17 protein-coding genes are annotated in these 19,111 nt (G+C 33.2%); 15 read left to right on the forward strand and 2 right to left on the reverse strand.

Annotated features, from left to right (window positions below; genetic code table 11):
- Positions 1-565 precede the first annotated feature (565 nt).
- The 11 genes from guaA to yidC all read left to right on the forward strand — a co-directional run bounded on the left by guaA (position 566) and on the right by yidC (position 11,164).
- Complete coding sequence (guaA, locus tag Q0828_RS22720) at positions 566-2,101, forward strand: glutamine-hydrolyzing GMP synthase (RefSeq protein WP_298427130.1); 1,536 nt, start codon at positions 566-568, stop codon at positions 2,099-2,101.
- Positions 2,102-2,124: 23 nt separating this feature from the next.
- On the forward strand, positions 2,125-4,041 hold the full coding sequence (locus Q0828_RS22725; protein ID WP_298427133.1) for a LysM peptidoglycan-binding domain-containing protein: 1,917 nt from the start codon (positions 2,125-2,127) through the stop codon (positions 4,039-4,041).
- Between the two features lie 21 nt (positions 4,042-4,062).
- Positions 4,063-4,464 carry an OsmC family protein gene (locus Q0828_RS22730; RefSeq protein WP_298427136.1) on the forward strand — a complete coding sequence of 134 codons (402 nt, stop codon included), beginning with the start codon at positions 4,063-4,065 and terminating at the stop codon, positions 4,462-4,464.
- Positions 4,465-5,010: a DUF922 domain-containing protein gene (locus Q0828_RS22735; RefSeq protein WP_298427142.1), complete on the forward strand. Its 546-nt coding sequence runs from the start codon at positions 4,465-4,467 to the stop codon at positions 5,008-5,010.
- Between the two features lie 2 nt (positions 5,011-5,012).
- Positions 5,013-5,267 (forward strand): DUF3820 family protein, encoded by a 255-nt coding sequence (locus Q0828_RS22740; protein WP_298427146.1) that lies wholly within the window; start codon positions 5,013-5,015, stop codon positions 5,265-5,267.
- A 96-nt stretch (positions 5,268-5,363) separates the two neighbouring features.
- Positions 5,364-5,519, forward strand: coding sequence for a hypothetical protein (locus tag Q0828_RS22745; RefSeq protein ID WP_298427149.1), 156 nt, complete (start codon positions 5,364-5,366; stop codon positions 5,517-5,519).
- Between the two features lie 269 nt (positions 5,520-5,788).
- A complete protein-coding gene (locus tag Q0828_RS22750) occupies positions 5,789-6,385 on the forward strand; it encodes an N-acetylmuramoyl-L-alanine amidase (RefSeq protein WP_298427152.1) in 597 nt (198 codons plus the stop codon).
- Between the two features lie 126 nt (positions 6,386-6,511).
- Entirely contained in the window at positions 6,512-6,976 is a 465-nt protein-coding gene (locus tag Q0828_RS22755; protein WP_298427154.1) for a hypothetical protein, read from the forward strand.
- A gap of 18 nt (positions 6,977-6,994) precedes the next feature.
- Positions 6,995-7,351, forward strand: coding sequence for a hypothetical protein (locus Q0828_RS22760; RefSeq protein ID WP_298427159.1), 357 nt, complete (start codon positions 6,995-6,997; stop codon positions 7,349-7,351).
- Positions 7,352-7,508: 157 nt separating this feature from the next.
- On the forward strand, positions 7,509-9,143 hold the full coding sequence (locus Q0828_RS22765) for a CTP synthase (protein WP_298427161.1): 1,635 nt from the start codon (positions 7,509-7,511) through the stop codon (positions 9,141-9,143).
- Between the two features lie 101 nt (positions 9,144-9,244).
- A complete protein-coding gene (gene yidC, locus Q0828_RS22770) occupies positions 9,245-11,164 on the forward strand; it encodes a membrane protein insertase YidC (protein ID WP_298427163.1) in 1,920 nt (639 codons plus the stop codon).
- A gap of 376 nt (positions 11,165-11,540) precedes the next feature.
- Here yidC and Q0828_RS22775 read toward each other — a convergent pair whose 3' ends face one another.
- On the reverse strand, positions 11,541-12,641 hold the full coding sequence (locus Q0828_RS22775; RefSeq protein WP_298427167.1) for a glycoside hydrolase family 3 N-terminal domain-containing protein: 1,101 nt from the start codon (positions 12,639-12,641) through the stop codon (positions 11,541-11,543).
- Positions 12,642-13,355: 714 nt separating this feature from the next.
- Here Q0828_RS22775 and mnmA point away from each other — a divergent pair.
- The 3 genes from mnmA to Q0828_RS22790 all read left to right on the forward strand — a co-directional run bounded on the left by mnmA (position 13,356) and on the right by Q0828_RS22790 (position 17,202).
- On the forward strand, positions 13,356-14,543 hold the full coding sequence (gene mnmA, locus Q0828_RS22780) for a tRNA 2-thiouridine(34) synthase MnmA (protein WP_298427170.1): 1,188 nt from the start codon (positions 13,356-13,358) through the stop codon (positions 14,541-14,543).
- Between the two features lie 74 nt (positions 14,544-14,617).
- Positions 14,618-16,237 (forward strand): S8 family serine peptidase, encoded by a 1,620-nt coding sequence (locus Q0828_RS22785; protein ID WP_298427173.1) that lies wholly within the window; start codon positions 14,618-14,620, stop codon positions 16,235-16,237.
- 5 nt (positions 16,238-16,242) lie between these two features.
- Positions 16,243-17,202: a nitronate monooxygenase gene (locus tag Q0828_RS22790; RefSeq protein WP_298427176.1), complete on the forward strand. Its 960-nt coding sequence runs from the start codon at positions 16,243-16,245 to the stop codon at positions 17,200-17,202.
- Between the two features lie 85 nt (positions 17,203-17,287).
- Here Q0828_RS22790 and Q0828_RS22795 read toward each other — a convergent pair whose 3' ends face one another.
- Positions 17,288-18,529: a DUF2314 domain-containing protein gene (locus Q0828_RS22795; protein ID WP_298427178.1), complete on the reverse strand. Its 1,242-nt coding sequence runs from the start codon at positions 18,527-18,529 to the stop codon at positions 17,288-17,290.
- Between the two features lie 170 nt (positions 18,530-18,699).
- Between Q0828_RS22795 and Q0828_RS22800 the strand changes: the two genes are divergently transcribed.
- A complete protein-coding gene (locus tag Q0828_RS22800; RefSeq protein ID WP_298427180.1) occupies positions 18,700-19,080 on the forward strand; it encodes a glyoxalase superfamily protein in 381 nt (126 codons plus the stop codon).
- The last annotated feature ends 31 nt before the right edge of the window (positions 19,081-19,111 follow it).

Below are 19,111 nucleotides of genomic sequence, written 5' to 3' on the forward strand. Positions count from 1 at the left end.
AACCAAGCGTATTGTCGAAATTATATTTTATGTATGTTCATATCGTTGATTCAATCGTAAATAGCCCAAGGATTTATAATTCGTAACAACCGGACATGTGCTAAAAATAGACCACTAAGTTTTCCTAAAATTGCACATCCAACAATAGTTATTACAATTATTTTCATGGAAATTGGCATCAGAAAAATAACCCTTGCAATAACTAATCACGGGAAAAACCTTCTGCATTACAGGTATGTGTGAAAGGATTGCTATGAACATTTACTGCAGAAGCGCAAGTTCCTGTAAAAATTAAATTAATATTACATTCTTCATTCATAATTCGGATCGCTTCATCAATTCATTCTTGAACTTCTATACAAACTCTTTCCATGATTTTTGATTTTAAAACAAAAACAAATTCATTAAATAAAATAGTAAGATTGTAACTTGTTGATTTTATGGGTGAAAACTCTGTTTTTGGTCAAGGCGCATCTTGGAAATTATTAACAATTGAGTGTGGAAATTTTTAAAAAAATCTCTTTTTTAACCCTTGAAATTTAAAATCTAAATACTACTTTTGCGCATGCAACACGACAAGGTATTAATAGTAGACTTCGGATCGCAATACACACAACTAATTGCGCGCAGAGTTCGAGAACTGAACATCTATTCCGAAATTCATCCATTCAACAAAATTCCAACAAACGTAGATGACTATAAAGCGGTAATTCTTTCGGGAAGCCCAATGTCTGTAAGGTCTGATGATGCTTTTCATCCAGATTTAACAGCTATTCGCGGTAAAAAACCATTATTAGGTGTTTGTTATGGGGCACAATATTTAGCACACTTTTCAGGAGGAAAAGTAGCCGAATCAAATACACGTGAATATGGACGTGCCAATTTGAGTTTTGTACAAGAGAATGAACCATTTTTGGCTGGAATCTCTTCAGGAAGTCAGGTATGGATGAGTCATAGTGACACCATTAAAGAATTACCAACAAACGGAAAATTATTAGCAAGTACACACGATGTGGAAAACGCTGCTTATAAAATTGAAGGAGAAATTACCTATGCAATTCAATTTCATCCGGAAGTATACCATTCTTCAGATGGAAAACAATTGCTTGAAAACTTTTTAGTAAACATTGCAAACGTAAACCCAGATTGGACGCCTAATGCTTTTGTTGATGAAACTGTAGCAGATTTAAAAGCAAAACTTGGAAATGATAAAGTTGTTTTAGGTTTATCTGGTGGAGTTGATTCAAGTGTGGCGGCAATGTTATTGCATAAAGCCATTGGCGAAAACCTATATTGCATCTTTGTAAACAATGGTTTATTACGTAAAAACGAATTCACAAGTGTCCTTGAACAATATGAAGGAATGGGACTCAATGTAAAAGGAGTTGATGCTTCGGCACGCTTTTTGGATGCGCTAGCAGGATTGAGTGATCCAGAGAAAAAACGAAAAGCAATTGGACGCGTATTTATTGAAGTGTTTGATGATGAAGCAACACAAATACAAGACGTAACTTGGTTAGCGCAAGGAACTATTTATCCTGATGTAATAGAAAGTGTAAGTGCTACAGGAGGTCCAAGTGCTACTATAAAAAGTCATCACAATGTTGGAGGTTTGCCAGATTTCATGAAATTGAAAATTGTAGAACCGCTAAAAGCATTATTCAAAGATGAGGTTCGTAGAGTTGGAGCTTCTATGGGAATGGACAAAAACTTATTGGGACGTCATCCATTTCCGGGACCAGGATTAGCAATTAGAATTTTGGGAGATATTACTGCTGAAAAAGTTCGTATCTTACAAGAAGTTGATGCTGTTTTCATTGATGGATTACGCAGTTGGGATTTATATGATAAAGTATGGCAAGCAGGCGCTATTTTATTACCAGTAAACTCTGTAGGAGTAATGGGAGATGAGCGTACATATGAAAAAGTTGTAGCATTACGTGCTGTAGAAAGTACAGACGGAATGACAGCAGATTGGGTAGATTTACCCTATAAATTTTTGCAAAAAGTATCGAACGATATAATAAACAAAGTAAAAGGCGTTAATAGAGTAGTGTATGACATTAGTTCAAAACCGCCAGCTACCATTGAATGGGAATAATTAAAAAGTAAAAAAGACAGAGAATGAATAAGTTGTTAGGATTTTTATTAGTGATATTATTGTCTAGTTGTGCTGCAAAAGCACAACAATACAAGAGTCATACTGTAGAAAGAGGAGAAACGATTGAAAGTATTGCTGAGCAGTATAAAGTAACACCAGAAGATATCATCAAACTAAATCCTGATGCACGTCGTGGCGTACGCCGTAACAATGTATTGGTTATTCCTTCACAATCTATCAAAGTAGCTAAAGATGTAGATGTCACTTTTACAAATCATAAAGTAAGAAGAAAAGAAACGTTATATAGTATTTCAAAAAAATACGGTGTAACAATTGATGACATTAAAAAATACAATGAAAAAGTAGCCAAAGAAGGTTTGAAAAAAGGCGATCGTATTGCCATTCCTAAGTTTAGTAAAAAAATGGCAGAAGTTGTGACGACAGAAACTACGGAAACCAAAGAGAAAGAAAATGAAGAAGAAACAGCTGATACATATATTGTGAAAGCAAAAGAAACCAAATGGGGAATTGCACATAGCTACGGTTTAACGATTGAAGAGTTAGAAGATTTAAATCCAGAAATAAAAGACGGATTGAAAATTGGTCAGGAAATAAAATTACCAAAACGTACTGTGAAACCTGAAGTTGCGAGTAGCGAGCAATTTGCTTTTTACAATGTAAAACCAAAACAAACTGTATATACATTAATACGTAAATTAGGAGTTTCGGAAGATGAATTAATTCTCTTAAACCCTGCATTGAAAGATGGATTAAAAGCAGGAATGGTTTTAAAGTTACCAGTCACAAAAACAGAATCGTTAGAAGTAGTTGATGCAGAAATTGTAGATAAATTCAGTTTCTTAGAAAATGCTGATATTGACAATGTGTCAAATATCGTATTAATGTTGCCATTCAAGTTGAATGAAATTGACATTGATTCTGTAAGTAAAACAAAAGAAAAATTACGAAAAGATAGAGTTTTAGGATATACTACTGAATTTTTTACTGGTTCATTAATGGCTTTAGATTCTATTAAAAAACTTGGTTTCTCTGTAAATGTAAAAGTACTAGATACGGAAGGGAAAACTGCAAAAACGAGAAGTTTAGTAGAAAATAATGACTTTTCAGATGTACATGCTGTAATTGGTCCATTACAACCAAATAATATTGAGGTTGTCGCTAGTGAATTGAAATCTGACGGAATTCCTGTAATTTCACCACTAACAAAGAAAGAGGTAAAGTATAAAAATGTATACCAAACGGTCCCGTCAAAAGAAGTTTTGGAAGAAAAAATGCTTGATTTCTTTAAAGAAAATGGTGCCGATAAAAATGTAATTATCATTGCAGATAAAGAAAAAGCAGTAATCAAGGCGAAGTTAAAATCAATATTCCCAATAGCTTCTGAAATTGTTCCTGAAAAAGGAAATTACATCAAACCAGATATCATCAAACCATTATTAAAAGAAGGGGAAGATAACTGGGTAATTTTAGAAACAGAAGATTTATCGTTGCTAGCAAATGTCACCTCTGTATTAAATTCGCACACTAGTGAAAAAACTCCTATAATTCTATTAACGACGGATAAAAACAATAAATACGACGAATCAGATAACATTTATAATAGCCATTTGGCAAACCTTAGTTTTCATTATCCATCTATAGACAAGCCTTCTTCATATGATAATGTATTCAATAAACGATATGAAAAAATCTACAAGATAACACCAAGTAGAATTGCTACACGTGGTTTTGATGTTACATTTGATATCTTATTGCGTTTAGCATACAATCAAAATTTAGCAAAAAGCGTACGCGCTGGAGCGGAAACAAACTATGTTGAAAATAAATTTGATTACAGTAAAAAAATGTTTGGTGGATTTTACAACAAAGGAATTTATATTGTAAAGTACGAAGGATTAGAAATAAAAGAAGCACAATAACCTACAATACCTATTATACACATGACTTCAAAAGTAACTTACAAAGGGAATCTAAGAACCGTTTCTCAACACATAAAATCTGGAAATGAATTCATTACAGATGCACCAACAGACAATAATGGGAAAGGAGAAGCGTTCTCTCCTACAGATACTGTTGCGACAGGACTCGCAAGTTGTATGTTGACAGTAATGGGGATTAAAGCAGCTCAAATGGACATTAATATGGAAGGCGCTTCCGCAGAAGTAACAAAGACAATGGCTTCAAATCCGAGGCGAATTTCTAAAATTGAAGTAAAAATGTCATTGCCTTTTGAAGCTGATGATAAAACCAAAAAAATACTAGAAAATACAGCAAATACCTGTCCTGTGCATTACAGTCTTCATCCAGATATTGAAAAGATTGTTGAATTTGATTGGAAATAAATGTATAAACTCTTAGGTGTATTATGTCTCTTTTTATTCGTGCAAAACGAAGAAACCATTACTTGGGATGCAAATACAAAGTTATATTGGGGAAACTTCCAAGGTGAACCAGAACGTAATAGTGATGCCGTAGCAATTACTGCTTCAGGAATTACGTATGGTTTTAGTTCAAAAAGTTATTCAAACAGTTCGGAAATTATAGAATACACAACATCTGTTGTTGCGCAATTCTATCCTAAAAAATCTTGGTATCTCAAAGAACGTGTAAATGATACGGTTTTAGGGCACGAACAATTGCATTTTGATATTACAGAATTACACGCACGAAAGTTTAGAAAGCGAATTAAGGAAACAAAATTCACAAAAAACATTAAGGAAGAGCTTAATAAAATCTATGCTGAAATCAACATAAGTTTGCAACAAATGCAAAATGAATATGACAACGGTTCAGATTATTCAAGAAGTTATGAAGGACAAATAGCTTGGCAAAAACGAGTTGCCAGAGAACTTCGTAAATACAAAAAATACGAATTGCCGGTAAAATAAATATGACTGATCTTCCCAATAAAGAAACACAACAAAAACTGTTGGTAGAATTGGCACATGCAAAAATGCCATTTGGAAAACACAAAGGCAAATATCTTATCAATATTCCAGAAGCATACTTACTTTGGTATCGCCAAAAAGGATTTCCAAAAGGAAAACTTGGTCAGCAATTGGAACAAATTCTGGATATTAAAATTAATGGTTTGGAACCATTGATTTACAATATTCAAAAACAATTTAATAAAATAAAAAAGTAAGTGCTTCATTTATAAATGGGCACATCAAGTCAAATAAACTCTACCTTATAAACAATATTTTACTATACATTTATGATGTAATCAAAACATTATATCATGAAAAAAAAGAGTATTAGTAGTTTAGTATTAAACAAAAAATCAATCTCAAATTTTGAGCAAAACAAACAATTAAAAGGTGGAGGAAGAACCGTTCATAACTGTTCTCATTTATTAACATGTCCATTAGGAATTTGTTATCCTACTGACGATTAATACAAGTGTATTCTTAGTAAATCATAAAAGCGAACTTCGGTTCGCTTTTTTTGTAAACTAAAATAAGGTTGTAGGTGTAAATATGACGCAAATCTTTCTTAGATATAATGCAACTACACAAAAAGGGGAAAAGCCCCTTTTTTTGCAATACAAATAATTCATACCTTTAAATTCCCCTTTTAATATGCAGGAAGTCAGTAAAATAGGAGCTGGTTTAAATTGTGTTTTAAGAGGTTTTTTTATTCATAAAACTAACTACAACAATAATTATGATCGTATTATTAGACAACGGACACGGAGGATTAATTAACGGAGTATATCAAACTCCAGGAAAACGTTCTCCAATTTGGAATGATGGCTCGCAACTATTTGAAGGTGAATACAACAGAGCTATTGTAAATGGAATTATAGAAGAATTAACCAAACTTGGTATTCCATACATCAACATTGCGCCAGAATATAGAGATGTAACCTTAGAAACCCGAATGAATAGAGCTAATAAAATAGATCGAAGAAAATCATTTTATCTAAGCGTACACTCCAATGCAGGTGGTGGACATGGAAGCGAAATATTTACATCGGTAGGAAATACAAAAAGTGACAAAATTGCAACAGTTTTTGGAGAAGAATACAAAAAAGAATTTCCAGAAAGGAGATTACGTGCAGATTTCTCTGATGGAGATTTAGACAAGGAAAAACAATACTATGTATTGCGAAACACTAGAATGCCAGCAATCTTAACGGAAAACTTCTTTATGGATAACGAAGAAGAATGTAAGCAATTGCTAATGACACGAGAAGGGCGTGCACGTGTAATTAACTATCATGTGGAAGCAATTAAAAGAGTAAAACAACAATTGTTTTAAAACACTAACCTGTATAATGAACCATGATTATTGGCGAAATCATAGATTCAAGAATACATTTATATAAAAATATCAGTTTGATGAGTAATTCCATCTGACAAACTAATAACATAAAAAAAGAAACAGATGAAAACACGTTTTTACACAGTTTATTTTACTGCACTTGCGTTTCTATTAACAACCTCTTGTATCTCGTTAAAAAAAACAGTTTTTGATCAATACTCGTATCAAAAAGGAACAGAAATAAAAGTAGATGCTTTACGATTAATGGATAAAGCAAGTACACAATATAGTTCGCAAACAGCAGCTATTGAACATTTAGAAGCCGAAATGGCAAAAATAGTAGAATACGAAAAAAACAAACCTGAAAATAAAATTGGCTATGCTATGTGGAAAATGATTGCAAATCCAGATAAAAAATTTGTTGCAGGGTTTTTAAAAATGTGGAAAGAAAATGGGACAGTAAGTCCTGTGTTTATTGATCAGGCAAAAGGACAAGTCACGGAAGCACTAGATTTAATTCTACAATATGAAGGGAAAAAAGATCCGGCTGCAGAAAATAAACTCAAACAAATACTAGGTTTACAATAACACTAAAATGCAAACAACATGGATGTTAAAGATATATTGAAAGAAATAAAAGGAAACTTACTAACCTTAGTAGGTGGGAAGTTTGAAGATTTAAAGTCAGAAACAAAACAAGATGTACAAGATTTCTTAAACGCTTCCAAAGAAAAACTAGAGCGTTGGACACTATTCTTAGCAAATGGAAGTATTACTGCCGAAGAATACAAATGGCTAGTGGAAAGTCAGAAAGATTTAGTAGTCTTAAAAGGATTATATGCAGCTGGTGTATCTAAAATAAAACTAGGACATTTAAAGAATACAATTCTTGATACTGTCATAAAAACGGCGCTTGGTGCTGTGTTAAATAATAATAACGCGTCAGGAAATGCCAATGCATAAGAAATAATAAAATATACTTCGCTGATAATCAGTTTTGTCAGTAAAATAAACAAAGGTTGAATACACTTGAAAAATAGTTATTCAACCTTTATTGTTTATTAATTCTTCTTTGTATTTTTGCCGCCGAATACAACAACAACACAACACACAATTACGAATGGCGAACACCAAATACATATTTGTTACTGGCGGTGTAACTTCTTCTTTGGGAAAAGGAATAATTGCGGCATCTTTGGCTAAATTATTACAATCAAGAGGTTACAGAACGACGATACAAAAACTAGATCCTTATATAAATGTAGATCCTGGAACACTTAATCCTTACGAACATGGAGAATGTTATGTAACGGATGATGGTGCAGAAACAGACTTAGATTTAGGACATTACGAACGTTTCTTGAATGTACCTACATCTCAAGCAAACAATGTAACTACAGGACGTATTTACCAAAGTGTTATTGAAAAAGAACGTAGAGGTGAATTTTTAGGAAAAACGGTTCAAGTAGTTCCGCACATTACCAATGAAATCAAAGAGCGAATTCAAATTCTTGGGAAATCAGGAAACTATGATATCGTGATTACAGAAATTGGTGGAACTGTCGGAGATATAGAATCTTTACCATATATTGAAGCAGTTCGTCAATTACTTTGGGAATTAGGTGAGAACAACGGAATGGTAATTCACTTAACATTAGTTCCGTATTTATCTGCCGCAGGCGAATTAAAAACGAAGCCAACACAACACTCTGTAAAAACTCTAATGGAAAGTGGAATAAAAGCAGATGTATTAGTGTGTAGAACAGAACATGAACTTTCAGAAGAATTACGTCACAAACTCGCATTATTCTGTAATGTAAAGCGTGAAGCAGTAATTCAATCCATTGATGCTAAAACTATTTATGATGTTCCAAACCTAATGTTACAAGAAGGCTTGGATGCAGTGGTGCTGAAAAAATTAGCATTAATAGAAGAAGACAAACCAGATTTATCACGCTGGAATAAATTTTTAACCAAACTTCAAAATCCAAAACATGAAGTTACAATTGGTTTAGTTGGAAAATATGTAGAATTACAAGATTCATACAAGTCAATCTTAGAATCGTTTATTCATGCTGGAGCAGAAAACGAAATCAAAGTAAAAGTTGAATCAATTCATTCAGAATACATTACTGAAAAATCAATTGCAGAAAAATTTAGAAACTTAGACGGAATCTTAGTCGCACCAGGTTTTGGAGATCGTGGAATAGAAGGGAAAATAAGAGCAGTTCAATATGCCAGAGAACAAAATGTTCCTTTCTTAGGAATCTGTTTAGGAATGCAAATGGCTGTGATAGAATTTGCTAGAAATGTCTTAGGACTCGAAAGTGCAAATTCTACAGAAATGAATCCGAATACAGCAAGTCCAGTTATTAACTTAATGGAGGAGCAAAAAAATATAGAAGACAAAGGAGGAACCATGCGTTTAGGAGCTTGGGAATGTGAATTGAAAGAAGGAAGTAAAGCGCATGACATCTATGAAAAATCAATGATCTTAGAACGTCATCGTCATAGATATGAATTTAATAACGATTACAAAGATAAAATAGAAACAGCAGGATTAGTTGCTACTGGTTTAAATCCAAAAACTGGATTAGTGGAAATAGTTGAGTTGCCTTCACATCCTTGGTTTGTAGGTGTTCAATACCATCCAGAATACAAAAGTACTGTAGCCAATCCGCACCCATTATTTGTTGCTTTTGTAAAAGCTGCATTAGTACATTCAGAAAAAAAACAAAATGCCACTTTGGCATAAAAATGTAAATTGGGTACTTTTTTGAGTAACAAAAAAAGAAAAAAGGTGTCTATCATATAAATAGATGCCTTTTACATGAGATTAGCATAAATAACGATTAGATGGAAGAAAACAAGTTTGATTACAAACAATTTATAGGATTTGGGTTATTAGCCTTAATTGGAGTTTTTTGGATAAGCTCTATGCAGCCTACTGAAGAAGAAATTGCCGCACAAGAAGAAGCTGAAAAAGCAAAAACAGAGCAAGTTGCTAAAGAAACTGGCGATTCAAAAGCTGCAGCAATTCATGAAACTACTTTAGACCTTACAGATTCTGTACAAGTCGCAAAATATAAAAACAATGTTGGTGTATTTAGTTATAACGTTGGAAAAGTATCTTTGGATGATGTAACTACAATAGAAAATGACGTACTCTCTTTAAAAATAAGTAACAAAGGTGGACAAATTGTTGAAGCACACATCAAAGGACAAAAAGTAAAAGGTGAATTTTCGGAATTAAAAACCTATGATTCTCTTCCAGTATATCTAGTCAAAGATGGAAACGCTTCTTTTGGAATTAACTTAACAACTGCTGATAATCGTTTATTAAGTACAAACGATTTACCATTCGAACCTACATACACAGAAAATAATGGAAACAAAGTACTTTCGATGAAATTGAAAGTAACTGCTGATAAATATCTAGAATATAGATATGAAATGAAGGACGACTATATGGTAGACTTTACTGTACGTTCGCAAGGGTTAAATGGTGTTGTAAATGCTAGCCAGCCAATAAACATGGAATGGAAATTAAAAACTTTCAGACATGCAAAAAGTGTTACTTACGAAAATCGTTATACGGATTTACATTATGAATATGATGGAGGAAAGGACAGTTACTTAGGACAAGCGACTGAAGAAGAAAAAGTAAGTGACGTTACATGGTTAGGATATAAACAACACTTCTTTACATCAATCTTATTAACAGATACTGCATTTAAAACAGCAACATTATCTACAGATAACATTGTAGATAGCGAAATGGCGGAAAAAGATGTTGAGTTCTTAAAGAAATTTGGTGCTACTATTCCATTAGAACTAAATGGAGGAGAACTAAACTATAACATGGACTTATACAACGGTCCTACGGATTACGCAACATTAACGGAATACGATAGAAACTTAGATGAAATTGTCCCTTTAGGATGGGGAATCTTTGGTTGGATCAACCGTTACTTCTTAATTCCATTATTCGGATTGTTAAGTGCGTTCTTACCAGCAGGTATTGCAGTTGTTGTAATGACAATTTTAGTTAGATTATTATTATCTCCAGTAACATACAAATCATACTTGTCGCAAGCGAAGATGAAAGTAATTCGTCCAGAAATTGCTGAAATCAACGAAAAATACAAGGATGACGCAATGAAGAAGCAGCAAGAAACAATGAAACTATACGGGAAAGCTGGCGTAAGTCCAATGGCAGGTTGTATTCCTGCATTGATGCAAATTCCTGTATTCTATGCATTATTCATGTTTTTCCCTTCTGCATTTGAATTACGTCAAAAGAGTTTCTTATGGGCGGAAGATTTATCATCTTACGATACAATCTATCAATTCCCAGAAGGATTCAGTATTCCATTATATGGAGATCATATTAGTTTATTCCCAATCTTGGCATCTATTGCAATCTTCTTCTATATGCGTATGACAACAGGTCAGCAAATGGCAGCACAACAGCCAGCGCAAGAAGGAATGCCAGACATGAGTAAAATGATGAAGTACATGATGTATTTCTCTCCATTAATGATGTTATTCTTCTTTAATAACTATGCGAGTGGATTAAGTTTATACTATTTCGTATCGAATTTAATTACAATTGGAATCATGCTAGTGATCAAAAACTACATCATTGATAACGATAAAATTCACGCAAAGATAGAAGAGAACAAGAAGAAGCCTAAAAAGCAAAACCGTTTCCAGAAGAAAATGCAGGAAATGATGGAGCAGGCAGAAGCACAGAAAAATGCAAATAAAAAGTAATTTTTTCAACTTTTATTATACACAAAAGCATCTCAATTGAGATGCTTTTTTTATGCTTATTAATTTCTTGTCATTATATAATTTTCAAAACTCCTTGATAACTTTCCAAAAACATCAAGACAAAAAAATATTTTATCAAGACAAAATTTAAAAATGTCAAGACAAAATTATTTTTTATCTAGATAAAATTGAGAAGCTCTCAATATTAAGTTCATGTAGATACAAGAAATATGTCATTCCTGTAAAAACAGAAATCAAAAAATCTAACAGTGTGAAAGCGCGTCTTATATCTAAAAGCAAAGCGATCCAAAAGATTCCCGCCTACCAAGAAACAAGTCTAACAGCACGCAAGTGCGGTCTAAACAAAGCGGTCTAATTACAATCCTTCCTTAAACTTTAAAATTCGTCTATACGACAAATCTATACGTTCTTTAGAAATTGTACCGTCTTTTACTAATTGCTTAACAATAGCAATAATATCTTTGGGTAAAATCATGTTGCGTCCTTTCATTGGAATATGATTCGAAAACATCAAAACATCAACACCAGCAAGAATTGTCATTTCAATAGATTTCTCAAAACCAAACTGATTGGCAATGGCTTTCATTTGCATATCATCTGAAAATATAACACCTTCAAAACCAATATCATTACGTAAATAATCAGTCATTATCTTTTTAGAAAGTGTTGCAGGTAACTTAGAATCATCTAATTTTTCATTGACAATGTGCGCAGTCATAATAGCATCTACATTACCTTCATACAATAACTTTATATATGGAAAAACCTCTTTTTGTTTCCAATACTTGCTTACATCTGTCACATTATAATGTGAATCTTCTTTCGAATTCCCATGGCCAGGAAAATGTTTCAAAACAGTCTTCACATTAAAATAACGATGACTCGAAATCACTTGTCGTGCATGCTTAATAACATCTTTAGGATTTGTAGAAAAAGCACGTTCATTTTTTCCTATTGGCGGGTTTTCAGCATTGTGAACATCAACAACAGGTGCATAATTCACATTAATACCCAATAATAATAAGTTGTGCGCAATAATATCACTAAAATATTTAGTAGAAGCTACATCATCCAAATCACCCAGATATTTAGCAGAAACCGTTTCAGGAAAGCCATATTTCTCTTTCAAACGATTCACTTTTCCACCTTCTTCATCAATACTTACAAGCAACGGTAATGAAGCATCTTTGCGTAACAATGTAATCAGTTTTTTCAATTTCTTTACAGAATGCTGCTTGGCAATATTTTTTTCATACAACAAAATACCTCCGAGTTGTTGTGCTTTAATAGCCTTTACGATCTCATTATTAGGTTGAATCATGGTATCTTTTCCAATACCTAACATGATCATTTGACCAATCTTAATATCCAAACTATCTATTTGTATATTTTGTGAAAATCCTTTCCCAAAAACAAAAAGAAAACAACCAATAATAACGGAGATTTTAAACTTCATAACTAAACTATATTTAGGTTTCAAAGAAACGAAATATAAGATAAAAAAGAGAACGTTAGTCTTCTCAAAACGTTTCAGGCATAAGTTTTATTTTAAAATAAAAACGTTGACTCAATAAAAATATTAAAAATAACAGGGGGAAAGTAGTAATTCAATTGTTATAAAGTATAAAGAACATATTCAATATTTTGATTGGTAATATGTTAATTGGTAATGAATTACTGGAAATTATAAAGCAATTATTGTAAAAACAAAGACTTAGCGTTTGCATTTTAAATAAGAGAAGGAGGCGTGTTTTATTCATCATTTCATACGGAAAATCACTATGACGGATTTAGTACGGTGGATCGATTTCTCAAAATATTTAGTATTTAAATTGTTTTCGCTTTAACGCCATTTAAATGAAGTAATGGCACAATTATCTTGATATGATAAGGAAAGCCTGAATGTTCTGCATTCAGGCTTTCTGTTTTAGTAAAACTCACGCTTGCAAAGTGCCGTTTCTTTTGTTTTGTGTTTGTCACTTTGCGTATAGTCGAAATGTTGGACGAGCAAAGAAAATGAAAGACGTTAAACAATTTCTAATTATGAAAAGGCTAGCTTATAAAATTCGCTTCACATAAAACAACTCGTAAAAAAGCGAAAAAGGTAGTATCTTTGTCAAGAATTCAGACAAACTTCGTCTGACATAAAAAATAAGCGAAAGGAATAAAAATGAAACGAGTAATAGTAGGACTTTCTGGAGGAGTAGATTCAAGTGTAACTGCCTATCTTTTAAAAGAACAAGGATATGAAGTTATTGGACTATTCATGAAAAACTGGCACGATGATTCTGTGACGATTTCAGACGAATGTCCGTGGTTAGAAGATAGTAACGATGCCCTAATAGTAGCAGATAAATTAGGAATTCCATTTCAAACCGTAGATTTAAGTGAACAATACAAAGAACGTATTGTAGATTACATGTTCAATGAATATGAAAATGGACGTACACCAAACCCAGATGTACTATGTAATCGCGAAATAAAATTTGATGTATTCTTAAAAATAGCTTTAGACTTAGGAGCTGATTATGTAGCAACTGGTCATTACTGTAGAAAAGAAACAATAGAAAAAGACGGGAAAACGATTCATAAACTCTTAGCAGGAAAAGACGGAAATAAAGATCAATCATATTTCCTGTGTCAACTTTCTCAAGAACAATTAGAAAAATCACTATTCCCAATTGGTGAATTGACAAAACCTGAAGTTCGTGAAATTGCTGCAAAAGCAGATCTCATTACAGCAGAAAAGAAAGATTCGCAAGGATTATGCTTTATTGGAAAAGTGAAATTGCCAGACTTTTTACAACAACAATTACAGCCTAAAGAAGGTGTTATTGTTGAAGTTCCAATTGATAAAGAGCAATACCACAAAGAATTGCCAGCTTTTGCAAATAAAGTAGAAGAACTAGCATACTATGCGCAAAAACATACTTACGAACTCACAGATGGGAAAGTAGTAGGAAAACATCAAGGCGCACATTATTTCACAAAAGGACAACGCAAAGGTTTAGCTGTTGGTGGCACAGTAGAACCGTTATTTGTGATTGAAACAGACGTAAAAGAAAACGTAATATATACAGGACAAGGAAAAGCGCATCCAGGATTATACAGGCGTACACTATTTGTAAAAGATGATGAGCTACATTGGATTCGAGAAGATATGGCTTTACAGCCAGATGAATCCATAGAAGTGATGGCGCGTATTCGATACCGCCAGCCATTACAAAAAGCGTTGGTATACAAAATAGATGGTGGCGCATATGTAGATTTTGAAAATCCTCAAAGTGCTATCACAGAAGGACAATTTGTTGCTTGGTATATTAACGAAGAGTTAATTGGTTCTGGAGTGATTTCTTAGTGAAGTTGAAGTTGAAAATGTGTCAATTTGAAAATGAACAAGCAACGAATCGACAGCAATATAAAATTTAGCCTATGAAAAAAATAATCATACTAGTGTTATTTCTAGCTTCAAGCTATAGTTTTGCTCAAACACAACATGCTTGGGTATATTTTATAGACAAAGCAGATGTTGTAAATTCGTTAGCAAATCCAACAACAATTCTAACACAAAAAGCAATTGATCGTAAAACAAATCATGGTGTTACTATTGATGAACGTGATGTTCCTGTAAACGAATCATACATATCACAAATAAAAACTCAAATAGGAATTACGGTCAAAGCCAAATCAAAATGGTTCAATTGCATACATGTATTAGGAACACAAACAGACATTGATGCTTTGTTAAGTCTATCATTTGTAGATGAAATTGTATATGCAGATCGATCATTAAATACAATGAACAGACCTGCAACAACTGCAAATGTGGAAAGAACTGTAGAAAAGTTTGAAACCTTGGTGATGTACAATTACGGAAATGGAGCAAATCAATCTGAAATGATTAAAATTGACAAGCTTCACGAACTTGATTATACAGGTGAAGGAATTACGGTAGCTGTGATGGATAGTGGTTTCCCAAATGTAAATACGCTAGCAGCTTTTCAGCGTTTACGTGATAATGGTGATTTATTAAATGGATATGATTTTGTAGATCGTACAGCAGATATATACGCATACACAGGAAATACACACGGAACAACAGTGTTGTCAGATATGGCAGCTCATGTAGATGGTCAATTTGTAGGAACCGCACCAGATGCAAGTTATTACTTATTCAGAACCGAAGACGCAGGAAGTGAAACACCTTTGGAAGAATCAAACTGGGTGGAAGCTGCAGAACGTGCAGATAGTTTAGGTGTAGATGTGTTAAATACGTCATTAGGTTACAATCGTTTTGATGACAGTAGATATGATTATACCATAGCAGATATGAATGGAAATACAGCATTCATAACCAAAGGCGCTAATGTTGCAGTTGAAAAAGGATTGCTTGTTGTAAACTCAGCAGGAAACTCTGGAAATGATGGAACTTGGGGAATTATTACAGCACCAGCAGACGGAAATGGTTTTACTATTGGAGCTGTAGATGGAAGTGGAAATTATGCACCATTTAGTTCACGCGGTAGAACGCCAAACATTCCTGTAAAACCAGACGTTGTAGCACAAGGTTCAGCTGCATATGTGGTAAGTGCAGCAGGAAATGTAACAACTTCAAATGGAACTTCGTTTTCTTCACCAATCATAGCAGGAGCAATGGCGTGTTTAGTGCAAGCCTTTCCTGATAAAACAAATGTAGAGTTAATGCAAATTGTACGTGAATCATCTTCAATTTATGCAAATCCAACGATTCAATTAGGATATGGAATTCCAAATTTTGAACTAGCATTTCAAACGTTATCAACTCCTGAAAGTACAATTCAAAATACAATTCAGGTTTTTCCAAATCCCGCGAAAGCGAATGTCTATATCAATTTACCAAAAAAGTATCAAAATGCTACAATAACATTAAGTACGTTGGTAGGGAAAACAATTGAAACATATACAATTACAACAAATACAAATATTAATGTTAGTCAATTAGCAGCCGGAATGTATTTGTTACATATTGAAGCAAACGGAGCACAATTCACTAAAAAACTTATAAAACAGTAATACGAATGACATTATTCGCACAAAATAGAATTACAAAACTATACAATATACAATACCCAATTATCCAAGGTGGAATGATTTGGGCAAGCGGTTGGCGATTAGCTTCTGCCGTAAGTAATGCAGGCGGATTAGGTTTGATTGGCGCTGGTTCCATGTATCCAGACGTATTACGCGAACATATTCAAAAGTGTAAAAAAGCAACGGATAAACCTTTTGGTGTCAATGTTCCAATGTTATATCCGAACATTGAAGAAATCATGGATATCATCGTGGAAGAAGGTGTGAAGATTGTATTTACATCAGCAGGAAACCCAAAAACATGGACGCCTTTTTTAAAGGAAAACGGAATTACAGTTACACATGTAGTCAGTAGTTCAAAATTTGCTTTAAAATCACAAGCAGCAGGTGTACATGCAGTAGTTGCTGAAGGTTTTGAAGCTGGAGGACACAATGGAAGAGAAGAAACAACTACATTAACTTTGATTCCTACTGTAAAAGAACAATTAGAAATTCCATTAATTGCAGCTGGTGGAATTGGAAGTGGAAAAGCGATGTTAGCAGCTATGGTTTTAGGAGCTGATGGCGTACAAGTAGGAAGTAGATTTGTAGCAACTAATGAAGCATCTTCACACCTTGAATTCAAGAAACAAGTCGTAGAAGCAAAGGAAGGAAGTACAAAATTAATGTTGAAAGAATTAGCGCCAGTACGTTTACTGAAAAATAAATTCTATCAAGATTTAGAAAAACTATATACTACAGGTCCATCTGTAGAAGAACTCAAAACACTATTAGGAAGAGCGCGTGCAAAACGAGGAATGTTTGAAGGTGATTTAGTGGAAGGTGAACTAGAAATAGGACAAGTTTCTGCATTGATTCATGAAATAAAACCAGCGGGAACAGTTGTTGCTGATATGATTGCCGAATTTGAACTAAGTATTGCAATGTTAGATAGCTATCGTTCATAGATAGCTTTGCTTTTAAATTATTGGATGTGCTTACAGTTTATAACTTGTTTTAGTACGATTTTTGGATGCACTTTAATAAGGTGTGCTAATTTCCATACTTTTCAATCAATTTTCTAGTTTCATTACCTTCTACGGTACCGTCAGCTTTATATAAAATGTAATCAAAGATATCAGCTTGTTGCGCAGTAATTTTTGCTCCAGATTTTAGGTTTTTAATATAATGAGGATCGTTTTGTAGAATTCCTTCAATCGTTTCATTTGTCCAGCGTGTGACTTCAATCCACATCCACTCATTGCCACCATCATCTGTAGTGAATGGAGCTTTTAATAATAGCGTTTCAGTATCCAATCCTTTATTAAAAAGTTGTTTTAATTCGGGCAATCGCTTTTTAGCTCGTTCGCTTGCAGCTTTAATTTCTTCATTATGATTTACATTTGTCACTTCATCTTTTGAACCAAAAATATGATCATAGATTTCACTTTCATAGGCTTGCGTGTCATCATATCCTTTTACATCAAAATTAATTTTAAAAATAGTATTGAAAGGATCACCTTCTTCCATTGGAACATTCGGATAAAAGTTAATAATTGCTTTTTTCTTGGCATTTTTATAAATCATTGAAGCCATGATATTTTTAAACTCTGTATTTTGTATTTGATTAATGTCAACAGCTAAACTTTTGTTTTTAATTTGATTTCCTTCAAATAACAATTGCGCAATCACTGTGAGGAGTTGTGTTGCATTTGTGATATTAGAACACGGAGATTCTTCAATTACAAAATCGGGCAAGCCGTAACGTTGCATTCCAAGCGTAATGGAACGGCAATATTCGTAATCTCTGTATGAATGTATGGTAAGTTGTCGCATTGCATTTGGGATTCCATTTTCCCATGCGTCAACTCGATCTCTTTGCCATGTCTTTTGTGAAAAATATTTTCTAACATCTCCATCGTACACAACAAAATCAGTGCCTTTAATTTTATTGTAAACCCAATTGAAAAGCTTTTTTGTGTGTGAAAAAGCATCTTTATTTTGATAATAAAAAACACATATAAAAGCATTTTTAGAAGCGATTAATTTTTCTTTTTGCGACTTACTGAAGCCTTCTGCATAATATTTCAAATATTCCATGTTGTGTGCAGGATAATCCTCATTAACATTTGAAATTGTCTCTAAATAGACCATAGTTTTGTCAATGGTTTTAGGTGGCGCTCCATCAATAAACATAATATCTGGAAACATGGCTTTTAATTCTTTTTTAATTGCAATTTCATCAAGTTTTTTATCCATTGTGTAAAAACCAAACTCAGAAAGTGCGCTTGTCATTTTAGTATCATTTTGTGCTATTGTAGCTATCGAACTCAATAAAAAAACAAAAAAATATAAATGTCTCATAGGAATTAAATTATAATCAATATATACCTAAAGATACCTTTTTACGATATAAAAAGAAATATTCTTTAAAAAATGTATCTTTATAAAGATAAAATAGAATTATGCAAGCAAAAGAACAATTTCTGAGTGTCCATCCTGTATTGGCGGTAAAAGATGTATTGGCTGCATTGGGTTTTTATGTAAATAAACTCGGTTTTGAAGTCACTTTTGCGGATCATAAAACAACGCCAACTTATGCAGGAATAAAACGTGGAAATGTAGAAATTCATTTGCAATGGCATCATGCTTCTGAGTGGGAACACCATATTGATCGTCCAATGTTGCGATTTTTAATATTAAATACAAGCGCTTTATATGACGAATATAAAAACAAAGATGTGTTTCATGCGCAAACTTCATTGAAAGAAACTGCTTGGGGAACCAAAGAATTTGCTTTTTATGATCTTGATATGAACGGTTTGACGTTTTATGAAGATTTGTAGAAATAAGCTAGGAAATTATCATCTTGAATAT

The sequence above is a fragment of the uncultured Kordia sp. genome, from assembly GCF_947496985.1.
In the GTDB taxonomy this organism is placed as follows: Bacteria; Bacteroidota; Bacteroidia; order Flavobacteriales; family Flavobacteriaceae; genus Kordia.

Bases quoted from the DNA above. Each gene is read 5' to 3' on its own strand.
- guaA (WP_298427130.1), top strand. From the start codon at position 566: ATGCAACACGACAAGGTATTAATAGTAGACTTCGGATCGCAATACACA.
- Q0828_RS22725 (WP_298427133.1), top strand. From the start codon at position 2,125: ATGAATAAGTTGTTAGGATTTTTATTAGTGATATTATTGTCTAGTTGT.
- Q0828_RS22730 (WP_298427136.1), top strand. From the start codon at position 4,063: ATGACTTCAAAAGTAACTTACAAAGGGAATCTAAGAACCGTTTCTCAA.
- Q0828_RS22735 (WP_298427142.1), top strand. From the start codon at position 4,465: ATGTATAAACTCTTAGGTGTATTATGTCTCTTTTTATTCGTGCAAAAC.
- Q0828_RS22740 (WP_298427146.1), top strand. From the start codon at position 5,013: ATGACTGATCTTCCCAATAAAGAAACACAACAAAAACTGTTGGTAGAA.
- Q0828_RS22745 (WP_298427149.1), top strand. From the start codon at position 5,364: ATGAAAAAAAAGAGTATTAGTAGTTTAGTATTAAACAAAAAATCAATC.
- Q0828_RS22750 (WP_298427152.1), top strand. From the start codon at position 5,789: ATGATCGTATTATTAGACAACGGACACGGAGGATTAATTAACGGAGTA.
- Q0828_RS22755 (WP_298427154.1), top strand. From the start codon at position 6,512: ATGAAAACACGTTTTTACACAGTTTATTTTACTGCACTTGCGTTTCTA.
- Q0828_RS22760 (WP_298427159.1), top strand. From the start codon at position 6,995: ATGGATGTTAAAGATATATTGAAAGAAATAAAAGGAAACTTACTAACC.
- Q0828_RS22765 (WP_298427161.1), top strand. From the start codon at position 7,509: ATGGCGAACACCAAATACATATTTGTTACTGGCGGTGTAACTTCTTCT.
- yidC (WP_298427163.1), top strand. From the start codon at position 9,245: ATGGAAGAAAACAAGTTTGATTACAAACAATTTATAGGATTTGGGTTA.
- Q0828_RS22775 (WP_298427167.1), bottom strand. From the start codon at position 12,641: ATGAAGTTTAAAATCTCCGTTATTATTGGTTGTTTTCTTTTTGTTTTT.
- mnmA (WP_298427170.1), top strand. From the start codon at position 13,356: ATGAAACGAGTAATAGTAGGACTTTCTGGAGGAGTAGATTCAAGTGTA.
- Q0828_RS22785 (WP_298427173.1), top strand. From the start codon at position 14,618: ATGAAAAAAATAATCATACTAGTGTTATTTCTAGCTTCAAGCTATAGT.
- Q0828_RS22790 (WP_298427176.1), top strand. From the start codon at position 16,243: ATGACATTATTCGCACAAAATAGAATTACAAAACTATACAATATACAA.
- Q0828_RS22795 (WP_298427178.1), bottom strand. From the start codon at position 18,529: ATGACAAGCGCACTTTCTGAGTTTGGTTTTTACACAATGGATAAAAAA.
- Q0828_RS22800 (WP_298427180.1), top strand. From the start codon at position 18,700: ATGCAAGCAAAAGAACAATTTCTGAGTGTCCATCCTGTATTGGCGGTA.